The following is a 12,670-nucleotide window of genomic DNA, read 5'->3' on the forward strand; positions in this document are numbered from 1 at the left end:
ACAGAATAAATTTTCAGGCTTGATTTTGCTTGTTCCTGTTTTCTCTTTATCTTTGTTTCCATAATTTAGAAAGAATAAAATCAATGAAACGTATATATACTTTTTTCCTGTTGTGTATGGCTGCCTGTTTTTCTTTGTTTGCACAGCCCAAAATCACTTTCGACATGCAGACAAAGGATTTGGGGTATGTCTTATGGAGAAATCCGGCCACTGTCATTTATTCGTTTACCAATACAGGCAATAAGCCGCTGGTCATTTCCAATGTGACGACCTCTTGCGGTTGTGCCAAAGCGAAATGGACGGAAGACCCCGTGCCGGCAGGAGGGAAAGGAGAGATTACGGTGGTGTTTGATGCAGAAGCCATCGGGCATTTCTACAAAGATGTGGGTGTGTACTGCAATGCTTCACCTATGCCGATTTATCTCGACTTCAACGGAGAGGTGACGGCAGATGCGAAGAACTTCTCGTTTACGCATCCTTATGCTGTGGGAGCCATTCGCCTGAATCTGGATGAACTGGACTTTAAATCGGTGAACAAAGGCGACCGTCCGGTGATTGAATTGCTGGTTGCCAATACTTCCAATAAAGCATATTCTCCTGTATTGATGCATTTGCCTCCTTACTTGGAAGCTACGGCTGAGCCGGAAAAGCTGGGACGTGGAAAGACGGGAAAAATCCGAGTGACACTGGACTCCGAGAAACTTCCGAAACTGGGTATTACGCGTGCTTCTGTGTATCTGTCCCGTTTCCCGGGTGATAAGGTGGGAAGTGAAAATGAAATTCCGGTATCTGTAGCCCTGTTGCCCGATTTCTCCAAATTGACAGAACAGCAGAAGAATAATCCGCCTCAGATTACCTTGTCGGCCAAGGAACTGGAATTTGTAGACCTGAAACCCAAACAGAAAAAGTCGCAGACCATTGTCATTTCGAATACGGGTAAATCTGATTTGAATATTCAGGATATGCAGGTGTTCAGTATGGCTTTGGCCGTGAAGCTGAATAAGAGGGTGCTGAAACCGGGAGAATCTACCAAAATGAAGATTACCGTGTTGGCGCAGAACCTTCCCCGTGTGAAAGGTTCGCCACGTGTCTTGATGATTACCAATGACCCTAACCAACCGATGATTACCATCCGTGTGAAAGCCCGGCTGAAATCGTCTGATAAATAAATGAAGTATGGAACACCCCGAGAACAACGAAGCTTATAAGGGGTTAACTGTCAATCAAGGAGTGGAACAGCCCTCCATTGTTAATCCTTATCTGAAACTGAGAAAGAAACCCAAACGTCGTCAGTACACGGCAGCAGAGTATGTGGAAGGCATCGTGAAAGGCGATGTGACCATGCTGAGCCAGGCAGTGACGCTGGTGGAGAGTGTGAAACCGGAACACCAGGTGCTGGCACAGGAGGTGATTGAAAAATGCCTGCCTTATTCCGGCAATTCCATCCGTATCGGCATCAGTGGGGTGCCGGGAGCCGGAAAGAGTACGTCAATCGATGTGTTCGGCTTGCACGTACTGGAAGAAAAAGGTGGAAAGTTGGCCGTATTGGCTATCGACCCCAGCAGTGAGCGTTCCAAAGGAAGTATCCTGGGCGATAAGACCCGTATGGAGAAACTGTCTGTACACCCAAAATCCTTTATCCGTCCGAGTCCTTCTGCTGGCTCACTGGGAGGAGTAGCCCGCAAAACCCGTGAGACCATCATCTTGTGCGAGGCCGCCGGTTTCGACAAAATCTTTGTGGAAACAGTCGGAGTCGGGCAGAGTGAGACAGCTGTTCATTCCATGGTCGATTTTTTCCTGCTGATTCAGCTGGCCGGTACAGGTGATGAACTGCAAGGCATCAAGCGAGGAATTATGGAAATGGCCGACGGCATTGTCATCAACAAGGCCGACGGAAACAACATTGAGAAAGCCAAGCTGGCAGCCACTCATTTTCGGAATGCCTTGCATCTTTTCCCGGCTCCCGAATCGGGCTGGACGCCTCAGGTGCTGACTTATTCCGGTTTTTACAATATCGGTATCAAGGAAATCTGGGACATGATTTATGCCTACATTGATTTTGTCCGCAAAAACGGCTATTTTGAACGTCGCAGAAATGAACAGGCTAAATACTGGATGTACGAAACCATCAACGAGCATCTGCGCGACAGTTTCTATCAGAATCCGCAGATTGCCTCTTTATTGCCTTTGCAGGAACAGGAAGTGTTGGAAGGAAAAGCTACCTCTTTCTCTGCGGCACGGAAACTGCTCGACATGTATTTTTCGGGTTTGAAATGAATATGTTGCATAAATATGTAAATTCTTTTACATTCCTTTGTGGACTGAATAAAAATAAAGAAGAAAAGCCGGAGATATCGTACTGCAAAATGAATTAATATGTAACTTTGCGGACCAATTTTTCAGAAATCATGCAAAGTGAAACTAAACCGATTATAGAGGTAAAGGGCGTATCGAAGTTTTTTGGCGAGAAAACGGCCTTGGATCATATCAATCTGTCCATTAAAAAAGGAGAGTTTGTAACCATACTGGGACCTTCAGGTTGCGGCAAGACTACCTTGCTGCGCCTGATTGCCGGTTTCCAGACGGCTTCCGAAGGAGTGATTTGCATTGCGGGTAAAGAGATTACCCAGACTCCGCCTCACAAGCGTCCGGTGAACACGGTGTTCCAGAAGTACGCATTGTTTCCCCATCTGAATGTGTATGACAACATTGCTTTCGGATTGAAACTGAAGAAACTTCCGAAAGACGTGGTATTGAAAAAAGTCAAGGCTGCCCTGAAAATGGTGGGGATGACCGACTATGAGTATCGTGACGTGAATTCCCTTTCCGGTGGACAGCAACAGCGTGTGGCCATTGCGCGGGCCATCGTGAACGAGCCGGAGGTGTTATTGCTCGACGAGCCGTTGGCTGCACTCGATCTGAAGATGCGAAAGGACATGCAGATGGAACTGAAGGAGATGCACAAGTCATTGGGTATCACTTTTGTGTATGTCACTCACGACCAGGAGGAAGCCTTGACCCTGAGCGATACCATCGTGGTGATGAGCGAGGGACGTATCCAGCAGATTGGTACTCCTACCGATATTTACAATGAACCTATCAATTCGTTCGTGGCCGATTTCATTGGCGAAAGCAATATCCTGAACGGGGTGATGGTGAAAGACAGACTGGTGCATTTCTGCGACCGGGATTTCGAGTGTGTGGACGAAGGTTTCGGGGAACAGACACCGGTGGATGTGGTGATTCGTCCGGAAGACCTGTATATCTTTCCTGTATCGGACATGGCACAGCTTCGCGGTGTGGTGCAGTCGTGTATCTTCAAGGGAGTGCATTATGAAATGGTGGTGCTGTGCCAAGGGTATGAGTTCGTGGTGCAGGATTATCATGCGTTTGAAGCAGGTACGGAGGTCGGCCTGCTGGTGAAGCCTCACGACATTCATATTATGAAAAAGGAACGCTTGTGCAACACTTTCGATGGAAAACTGCTGGATGAAACGCATGTGGAGTTCCTTGGTTGTACATTTGAATGTGCTCCAGTCGATTTGCAGCAAGTGCCTTTGGGCGAAGTGCAGGTGGAAGTGGATTTCGACAAGATTGACTTGCAGGACGATGCCGAAGACGGAGCACTGACGGGAGAAGTGAAATTCATTCTTTATAAAGGAAACCATTATCACCTGACCGTCTGGTCGGACTGGGATGAGAATGTGTTTGTCGATACCAACGACGTATGGGATGACGGAGACCATGTGGGAATATCCATTGCTCCGGAAGACATCCGGGTACGTGTAAAACGGGAGGAACGATGAACAAGCTGCGTTTGTTTTTTCTGTCGCGGAGAAGCTGGACTTTGCCTTACCTGATTTTTTCAATCATCTTCGTGATTATTCCGCTGGTCCTGATTGTGATTTATGCCTTTACGGATGACACGGGCCGGATTACCTTGGATAACTTTCGGAAGTTTCTGGCGCATCCGGAAGCCGTCAATACCTTTGTGTATTCCATCGGCATTGCTCTGCTTACTACCATCGGGTGTATTGTGCTGGGGTATCCGGCGGCTTGGATTCTGAGCCGGAGCCGTTCCAGCTATTCCCGTACGCTGATTATGCTGTTTATCCTTCCCATGTGGATTAACATCCTGATACGTACGCTGGCTACCGTGGCCTTGTTCAACTTTGCCAGTCTTCCGTTGGGAGAAGGGGCCTTGATTTTCGGAATGATTTACAATTTCATCCCGTTTATGATTTATCCCATTTACAATACGCTTCAGAAGATGGATCCCAGTTACGTGGAAGCGGCTCAAGATTTGGGGGCCAACTCGTTTCAAGTGTTCTGGAAAGTGGTCTTCCCTCTGTCCATGCCAGGAGTGGTGAGCGGCATCATGATGGTGTTCATGCCTACTATCTCGACCTTTGCCATTGCGGAACTGCTCACCATGAACAACATTAAATTGTTTGGAACCACCATTCAGGAGAATATCAACAACAGCTTGTGGAACTATGGTGCTGCGCTTTCACTGATTATGCTCTTCCTGATTGCCGCCACTTCCTTGTTCAGTGCCGACGATAAGAACGAGTCGGAGAAAGGAGGACAGGTATGGTAAAGAAAATATTGATGCAGACCTATCTGTGGGTGTTGCTGCTGATGCTGTATGCCCCGATTCTGATTATTGTGATTTATTCGTTTACCGAGGCCAAGGTGCTGGGTAACTGGACCGGTTTCTCGTTCAACCTGTATCGCTCGTTGTGTAATACGGGTGCCCATCATTCCCTGATGAATGCGCTGGTCAATACGATTGCCATCGCCTTTATTGCCGCCACGGTTTCTACCCTGCTGGGCAGTGTGGCCGCTATCGGCATTTATAACCTGAAGGCCCGGAGCCGGAAAGCCATGGGATTCATCAATACCATCCCCATTTTGAACGGAGATATCATTACCGGTATTTCCTTGTTCCTGCTTTTTGTGTCATTGGGTATTACCCAAGGTTTCACGACCGTGGTGTTGGCACACATCACTTTCTGCACGCCCTATGTGGTGTTGAGTGTATTGCCGCGCCTGAAGCAGATGAATCCGAACCTGTATGAGGCAGCACTCGATTTAGGAGCTACTCCCATGCAGGCCTTGTGGAAGGTGATTATCCCGGAAATCCGTCCCGGAATGATCAGCGGTTTCCTGCTGGCACTGACCATCTCCATCGATGATTTTGCCGTGACGGTGTTTACCATCGGCAACCAGGGACTGGAGACGCTTTCTACCTATATTTATGCGGATGCCCGCAAGGGAGGATTGACACCGGAACTCCGTCCGTTGTCTGCCGTGATTTTTGTGGTGATTCTGGTGCTGCTGATAATTATTAACCGTAGAGCTGACAAAGCAAAGAACAAATGAAACAGAAGATGAAAAGGTGGAGCTGGTGGGCGATGCTCTGTGTATGCTCCCTGCTGACAAGCTGTTACAATGCCGGGGAGTCGCGTGAGAATGTGCTGAAGGTGTACAACTGGGCCGATTACATTGGCGAAGGGGTATTGGAAGATTTCCAGCAATACTATAAGGAACAGACGGGAGAGGATATCCGCATTGTGTATCAGACGTTCGATATCAATGAAATCATGCTGACCAAGATTGAAAAAGGGCATGAAGATTTTGATGTGGTCTGTCCGTCGGAATACATTATCGAGCGCATGCTGCACAAAGGACTGCTGCTGCCCATCGACACTGTTTTTGCTCACTCACCCAATTACATGAAAGGGGTAGCCCCTTATATCCGCCAGCAGATTGACAAGCTGACGGTGCCGGGCGACCAGCCGGCCAGCCGTTATGCGGTCTGTTACATGTGGGGTACGGCCGGACTGTTGTACAATAAGAAATATGTCTCTGCGCAGGATTTACGCTCCTGGGGGTGTCTGTGGGACAAACGGTATGCAGGAAAAATTCTGATGAAGGACTCTTACCGGGATGCGTATGGCATGGCGTTACTGTATGCCCATCGGGAAGACTTGAAAGACAGTACTCGCAGTGTGGCCAGTCTGATGAACGACTATTCACCGGCTTCTATGGACTCGGTGGAAAAATATCTGAAACTGCTGAAGCCTAATGTGGCAGGTTGGGAAGCCGATTTTGGCAAGGAGATGATGACCAAGGGGAAGGCATGGATGAACATGACCTGGAGTGGCGATGCGCAGTGGGCCATCGAAGAAGCTGCGGAGGTAGGAGTGGATTTGGGATATACCATTCCGGAAGAAGGAAGCAACGTGTGGTACGACGGCTGGGTGATTCCCAAGTATGCCCAGAATCCGAAGGCTGCCAGCTATTTCATCAACTTCCTGTGTCGTCCGGACATTGCCTTGCGGAACATGGAAGAAAACGGATACGTCAGTTCCATTGCCGCTCCGGAAATTATGGAGGCCTGCATTGATTCTACTTTGAACAAGGAAGTGGATGCCAGTTACTTCTTCGGTTCGGAAGCGCGTCACGTGAAATTGCGGAACACCCAGTATCCCGACAAGTCGGTGATAGCCCGTTGTGCCATGATACGCGATTTCGGCGACAAGACTGTAGATGTGCTGGAAATTTGGTCGCGGGTGAAAGGAGACAACCTGAACAGTGGGCTGGTCATTCTGATTCTGCTGGTGTTTGTCGGACTGAGTGCCTGGCAGATTCGTCGTCGCTGGCTGCGCTATAAGCGGAGCCATTACAAGCGTTCGCGCCGGAAGCTTCGCCACAAGTAAGTCACAAATTGAGGGAACCAAAAAGAAACCTCCTTTCCGGGTGCGCCCGAAAAGGAGGTTTCTTTTTATGTGATATAAGGGAATATCAGATAGACAATTCATGCAATACGTTCACCAGTTCACGGTCAATCGGCTTGTCGTTCTTGATAGCCTTGGCAAACGGTACGTACACAATCTGGTCGTTTTCGATACCGATCATTACGTTGCGCTGGCCTTCCATCAATGCCTGGATGCTGGCTACACCCATACGGCTGGCGATGATACGGTCGTGAGCTGTCGGACGTCCACCACGCTGCAAGTGTCCCAGAATGGTGACACGAACATCATACTGCGGATATTCGTTCTTCACACGTTCCGCATAGTGCATGGCTCCACCCGTGATTTCACTTTCGGCTACCAGTACGATGGAACTGTTCTTTGATTTACGGAATCCGTTGTTGATGAATTCTTCCAGCTGGTCTACTTCCGTGTTGAATTCCGGAATGATGGCTGCCTCTGCTCCGGCAGCGATGGCACCGTTCAATGCCAAGAAGCCGGCATCACGTCCCATCACTTCCACGAAGAACAGACGTTCGTGAGAAGTTGCGGTATCACGAATCTTGTCCACTGCATCCAGAATCGTGTTCAGGGCAGTGTCATAACCGATGGTCGTGTCTGTACCAAACAGGTCATTGTCGATGGTGCCGGGAAGTCCGATGCAAGGTACGTCAAACTCTTGTGCCAGCAGACGGGCACCGGTCAAAGAACCGTCTCCACCGATGATGATGAGGGCATCGATGCCTTCACGTTGCATGGTTTCGTAAGCGATTTGACGTCCTTCTGGGGTACGGAATTCCTGACAACGTGCGGTTTTCAGGATTGTACCTCCTAATTGTATGATATTGCTGACATTTTCAGTCTTAAATTCCTTGATTTCACCCGTAATCAATCCTTTATAGCCTCTGTAAATACCTTTTACTTTCAGTCCGTTGTAGATAGCGGAACGGGTGACGGCTCTGATTGCGGCATTCATGCCTGGTGCATCACCTCCGGAGGTCAGAATACCGATACATTTAATAGTTCCCATAATTGTTAGTTGTTAGTTTGATTTTTATGAAGCAAAAGTACAAAAACTGTTGCTATTTTGCGGTGAATTTCTTCCTTATTCTTCGTTCATTATAACTTTTTTACACGCTTCCATCAGCCATTTAGGCGTAGAAGTGGCTCCACAGATTCCAATGGAATGTGCACGTGACAATATGCTCTTGTCAATCTCTTCCGGTTTGTCAATCTGATAGGAGTTGGGGTTGACTTTCTTGCATTCCTGAAAGAGAATCTTTCCGTTGGAACTTTTGTGTCCGCAGACGAAGAAAATCAGGTCATGGCTGGCCGCGAATTCCCGGATGTGGGGCATGCGGTTGGCCACCTGCCGGCAGATGGTATCGAAATATTGGAAAGAGGCTTCCGGAGAGATGTGTTCCTCGATATAGGAGACAATCTGGCGGAACTCGTCGAGCGACTTGGTGGTCTGTGAATACAGCCGGATGTCTTTTGTCATGTCGAGCTTGCTCACTTCTTCCAGTTTCTCGATAACGATGGCTTTTCCTTTTGTCTGGCCTACCAGTCCCAGCACCTCGGCATGACCGTTTTTCCCGTAGATGACAATCTGTCGTTCCCGACCGTTGGGAGTGGTGTCGTATTCCTGCTTGATTCTTTTCTGCAACCGCAATACCACCGGACAAGTGGCATCGATGATTTCAATCTGATTTTTTCGGGCCAGTTCGTAAGTTTCGGGTGGTTCGCCGTGAGCACGCAGCAGTACCTTTACATTCCGCAGGCGGGCAAACTCTTCGTGGTTGATGGTAATCAGTCCCAGTTTTTTCAGACGCTCACATTCCTGTCCGTTGTGCACGATGTCGCCCAGGCAATATAAGGGTTCTCCTTTTGCCAGTTCTTCTTCTGCCTTGGAGATGGCCGTGGTCACTCCGAAACAAAATCCGGACTCCTTATCTATTTCAATGTGATGCATGGGTGGCTTTTTCAAATTGTTCCTTTAACCATTCTTTCTGTTCGGGAATCGTCATTTCGCTGTTGTCCAGCAGGATGGCGTCGTCGGCCTTGCGGAGCGGGCTCACTGTCCGGTTTTGGTCAATGCGGTCGCGTTCTTCCACGTTGTGCAGGATTTCATCGAAGGAGGCTTCCTGTCCTTTGGCCTTGAGTTCCTCGTAGCGGCGCTGGGCACGAATCTGGGCGGAAGCTGTGACGAAGATTTTCAGTTCGGCGTCGGGAAAGACTGCGGTACCGATGTCTCGCCCGTCCATGACAATCCCTTTTTCCTTGCCCATTTCCTGTTGCTGACGTACGAGTGCCTCCCGTACGAAACCGAGAGCGGCTACCGGGCTGACATGGGAGGAGACTTCCATGGTACGGATGCGTTCTTCCACGTTTTTCCCGTTGAGGAAAGTCATCGGGCGCTGGGTTTCCGGGTTGAGCTGGAAGGAAATCTGGATTTGTCCCATCTGCTGGCGGAGCGCTTCTTCCTGAATGCTTCCGTCGGCATTAAACAATCTGTTTTCCAGACAATACAGTGTAACGGCCCGGTACATGGCGCCGCTGTCTATATAGATGTATCCGATTTCTTTGGCTAAGTCTTTAGCCATGGTACTTTTCCCGCAGGAAGAGAATCCGTCGATGGCAATAATAATTTTTTTCATGATTCAGTGAGTATGTGAATGATAATGTGTACAAAGATAGGGAAAATCCTTTGGATTTCGAATGCTTTTTCTGGAAGTTTATGGGTGGTGGTTTGGCGAGAAGCAGAAAGAAAGAACAAACTGAGATGGATTAAAAAACGTTGTGGAGTAGATGGAAACGGCTCCTGGCATTTTTTATGTTTCCCTGCTGGAAAACGTATGTCTCTGCTTGGGGAAATGTACGTTTCCTGTATGGAAAACGTATGTTTTCGCCTTGTGAAAACTGAAAAAAAATAAGGCATTTGCCGCTTATTGCCAAGGCGAAATAAAAAATATGCTTGGTTTTGCATTATTTTTACTTCCGGAAGATGAATTTTTAAGGATTTGTGTTACCTTTGTCGCGTATAGAGTATTAACCTTTAATAAACACATTTATGGAAGTCAAAAAATCGCCTAAAGCGGACCTCGAGGGAAAAAGAACCACGTGGTTGTTGTTCGGCTTCATACTGGTCTTGGCAGCGATGTTCGTAGCGTTCGAATGGACAGAACGTGACAAGCAGATTGTTACCGAAACAGGTATCGTCGAACCTATTTTTGAGGAAGAAATGATTCCTATCACTGAACAGCAGGAACAGCAGCAGGCACCGCCTCCTCCTGAAGCTCCGAAAATGGAAGAAGTGTTGCAGATTGCAGATAATGATGCAAACGTAGAGGAATCTACCATCCAGTCAAGTGAGGATGACAACACGCAGGCTGTGGAAATCAAGTATGTGCCGGTTGAAGTGGAAGAAGAAGAACCGGAAGAACAGCAGATTTTCCAGGTAGTAGAAGAGATGCCGGAATTCCCGGGTGGTATGGCTGAATGTTTGAAGTTCATTAGTAAGAATATCAAATATCCGACTATTGCACAGGAAAACGGTGTACAGGGACGTGTAATCATCCAGTTTGTGGTTAACCAGGATGGTTCTATCGTTGACCCGGTGGTGATGCGTAGTGTAGACCCGTACTTGGATAAGGAAGCGCTCCGTGTGATTAAGATGATGCCGAAATGGAAACCAGGTAAGCAGCGTGGTAAACCTGTACGTGTGAAATATACCGTACCTGTAACCTTTAAGTTGCAGTAATCTATTGACCGTTATAATAAAGTGAAGGCTGCGTTTTGCAGCCTTTCTTTTTTCTCTTATTTTAAAATTGCATTTCCATGAAACAACAGACAAGTGAACAATTGTTGCAGCAGATTCACGAATATATTGGAAGCCTTTCTTATATGCGGAATCCGATGGGACTTTACGACCCGATTGAATATGTGCTGGGGCTGGGTGGCAAACGTCTGCGTCCGGTTTTGATGCTGCTGGCTTATAATTTATACAAGGAAGACGTGACCCGTATCTTTTCTCAGGCGGCAGGCATTGAAACGTACCATAACTTTACCTTGTTGCATGATGACTTGATGGACAAGGCCGACATGCGCCGGAATAAACCGACGGTACATAAGAAATGGGATGAAAATACGGCGATTCTTTCGGGAGACGCCATGCTGATTCTTGCTTATCAGTTCATGATGCAGCAATGTCCGGCAGAATACGTGGGAAGGGTGATGGAAGTGTTTGGCCGTACCGCTCTTGAGGTATGCGAAGGACAGCAGTGGGACATGGAGTTCGAACATCGTCTGGATGTGACGGTCGACGAGTATATCGAAATGATTCGTCTGAAGACTTCCGTGTTGCTTGCGGCAGCCTTGAAAATTGCTGCCATCTTGGGAGGTGCTCCCGAAAAGGATGCGCAGTTGCTCTATGATTTTGGCATTAAGATGGGACTGGCTTTCCAGTTGCAGGATGATTACCTGGATGTGTATGGTGATCCGGCTGTCTTTGGAAAGAAGATTGGAGGAGATATTCTTTGCAATAAGAAGACCTTTATGCTGATTACCGCCTTGAGCCTGGCTGAAGGAGAAGATAAGGAAACGTTACTGAACTGGCTTCGTGCTACGGACTATGTGGCTGAAGAAAAAATCCGGTCGGTTACAGCTCTATATAATAAGGTAGGAGTGCCGGAACTTTGTCAGGCTCGCATTGATGCATATTATGAAGAAGGGCTGTTGCTGCTGGAGAAGGTGAGTGTGGAGCCGTCTCTTAAAGAGGAACTGAAAAAGTTTGTCTGTCACTTGATGGAACGTAAACTGTAAAGAGATGAATGCCCTGATTGATACCCATACCCATCTTTATGTGGAAGAGTTTGACGCGGATCGTGAGCTTGCGGTGATTCGTGCGGTCGAAGCAGGTGTGACGCGCTTGTTCATGCCTAATATTGATGACACTACGGTGGAGGCAATGCTCCGGCTGTGTGATGCACACGAGTGTTGTTATCCGATGATTGGCCTCCATCCCACTTCGGTGGATGAAAACTGGAAGAAACGGCTGGAAAAAGTGAAAGGCTATCTGACTTCTTCTCATCGTTTTTATGGAATCGGTGAGGTCGGCATCGACTTGTATTGGGACAAGACGTTCCGCAAGGAGCAGATGTGGGTGTTTGAAGAACAAGTGAAGTGGGCTTTAGAATACGGCCTGCCCTTGATTATACATTGCCGGGAAGCTTATCCGGAACTGCTGGAAGTGTTGTCCGGCTATAAACATACGGCGTTGCGGGGAATTTTCCATAGTTTTACCGGAACCGGAGAAGATGCGGAGCGGTTGCTGGAATTCGAATCCTTCATGCTGGGAATAAACGGGGTGGTCACTTTCAAAAAAAGCTGTCTTCCGGAAGTCCTGAAAGAGGTGCCTTTGAAACGTGTCGTGCTCGAAACCGATTCTCCTTATCTGGCTCCGGTACCCTATCGTGGCAAGCGGAATGAAAGTGCGAATCTGGTGAAGGTGGCAGAATGTCTTTCCTTCATTTATGGGATACCCTTGTCGGACATCGCTTCTCAGACTACGGAAAATGCCTTAAAAGTCTTCACAAATGCGGAGAAAAGTTTTTAAAGTTTATTAATTTCGACTTCAAAAGTAAACTTTTGCAGGCTTGATGTTATGTAAGACGAAAAAAAAGAATACATTTGTGACTGAAATCAGCAAGGGGATAAAAAACGTTGAAAGGAGCCTCCGGCTGATTGGAAAAAGGAGAGGTGCTCGAGTGGTTGAAGAGGCACGCCTGGAAAGCGTGTATACGCCAAAAGCGTATCACGGGTTCGAATCCCTGTCTCTCCGCAACAAACGCTGAAAATCAGCAAATTGCAAAACAAACACCCAGTTTTACACCCAAGAATGTAAAGTCGAG

The 12,670-nt window shown here is 47.8% G+C and carries 12 protein-coding genes and 1 tRNA gene; 10 read left to right on the plus strand and 3 right to left on the minus strand.

The genetic code is table 11. The features are described 5' to 3' along the window. The first annotated feature begins 83 nt into the window (after positions 1-83). The 6 genes from OCV81_RS11490 (at position 84) to OCV81_RS11515 (ending at position 6,725) form a co-directional block, all read left to right on the plus strand. Positions 84-1,169, plus strand: a complete 1,086-nt coding sequence (locus OCV81_RS11490; protein ID WP_022354774.1) for a DUF1573 domain-containing protein — start codon at positions 84-86, stop codon at positions 1,167-1,169. Between the two features lie 7 nt (positions 1,170-1,176). After that, positions 1,177-2,277: a methylmalonyl Co-A mutase-associated GTPase MeaB gene (meaB, locus tag OCV81_RS11495; protein ID WP_022354775.1), complete on the plus strand. Its 1,101-nt coding sequence runs from the start codon at positions 1,177-1,179 to the stop codon at positions 2,275-2,277. Between the two features lie 131 nt (positions 2,278-2,408). After that, positions 2,409-3,806, plus strand: a complete 1,398-nt coding sequence (locus OCV81_RS11500; protein ID WP_148330124.1) for a polyamine ABC transporter ATP-binding protein — start codon at positions 2,409-2,411, stop codon at positions 3,804-3,806. Beyond that, on the plus strand, positions 3,803-4,600 hold the full coding sequence (locus OCV81_RS11505) for an ABC transporter permease (protein WP_148330125.1): 798 nt from the start codon (positions 3,803-3,805) through the stop codon (positions 4,598-4,600). The genes OCV81_RS11500 and OCV81_RS11505 overlap by 4 nt, the downstream gene beginning before the upstream one ends. Next, on the plus strand, positions 4,594-5,385 hold the full coding sequence (locus OCV81_RS11510; RefSeq protein WP_072543439.1) for an ABC transporter permease: 792 nt from the start codon (positions 4,594-4,596) through the stop codon (positions 5,383-5,385). Before OCV81_RS11505 ends, OCV81_RS11510 begins: the two co-directional genes overlap by 7 nt. Further along, entirely contained in the window at positions 5,382-6,725 is a 1,344-nt protein-coding gene (locus OCV81_RS11515; RefSeq protein ID WP_394802538.1) for an ABC transporter substrate-binding protein, read from the plus strand. Before OCV81_RS11510 ends, OCV81_RS11515 begins: the two co-directional genes overlap by 4 nt. Positions 6,726-6,810: 85 nt before the next feature. On the opposite strand, the gene pfkA is transcribed toward OCV81_RS11515, so the two are convergent. From pfkA to cmk, 3 genes are all read right to left on the minus strand, one after another. Beyond that, entirely contained in the window at positions 6,811-7,791 is a 981-nt protein-coding gene (pfkA, locus tag OCV81_RS11520; protein WP_148330126.1) for a 6-phosphofructokinase, read from the minus strand. 75 nt (positions 7,792-7,866) lie between these two features. Continuing rightward, a complete protein-coding gene (locus OCV81_RS11525) occupies positions 7,867-8,733 on the minus strand; it encodes a 4-hydroxy-3-methylbut-2-enyl diphosphate reductase (RefSeq protein WP_148330127.1) in 867 nt (288 codons plus the stop codon). Further along, complete coding sequence (cmk, locus tag OCV81_RS11530; protein ID WP_148330128.1) at positions 8,720-9,418, minus strand: (d)CMP kinase; 699 nt, start codon at positions 9,416-9,418, stop codon at positions 8,720-8,722. The genes OCV81_RS11525 and cmk overlap by 14 nt, the downstream gene beginning before the upstream one ends. A gap of 413 nt (positions 9,419-9,831) precedes the next feature. Here cmk and OCV81_RS11535 point away from each other — a divergent pair, with 413 nt between their 5' ends. The 4 genes from OCV81_RS11535 (at position 9,832) to OCV81_RS11550 (ending at position 12,600) form a co-directional block, all read left to right on the plus strand. Further along, positions 9,832-10,521 (plus strand): energy transducer TonB, encoded by a 690-nt coding sequence (locus OCV81_RS11535; protein ID WP_148330129.1) that lies wholly within the window; start codon positions 9,832-9,834, stop codon positions 10,519-10,521. Positions 10,522-10,598: 77 nt separating this feature from the next. Further along, positions 10,599-11,582 carry a polyprenyl synthetase family protein gene (locus OCV81_RS11540; RefSeq protein ID WP_148330130.1) on the plus strand — a complete coding sequence of 328 codons (984 nt, stop codon included), beginning with the start codon at positions 10,599-10,601 and terminating at the stop codon, positions 11,580-11,582. 4 nt (positions 11,583-11,586) lie between these two features. Further along, positions 11,587-12,375: a TatD family hydrolase gene (locus tag OCV81_RS11545; RefSeq protein WP_148330131.1), complete on the plus strand. Its 789-nt coding sequence runs from the start codon at positions 11,587-11,589 to the stop codon at positions 12,373-12,375. Between the two features lie 137 nt (positions 12,376-12,512). Continuing rightward, positions 12,513-12,600: transfer RNA gene (locus tag OCV81_RS11550), tRNA-Ser, on the plus strand. Positions 12,601-12,670: the final 70 nt, after the last annotated feature.

The organism is Phocaeicola fibrisolvens (genome assembly GCF_025567125.1).
Lineage (GTDB): Bacteria > Bacteroidota > Bacteroidia > Bacteroidales > Bacteroidaceae > Phocaeicola > Phocaeicola fibrisolvens.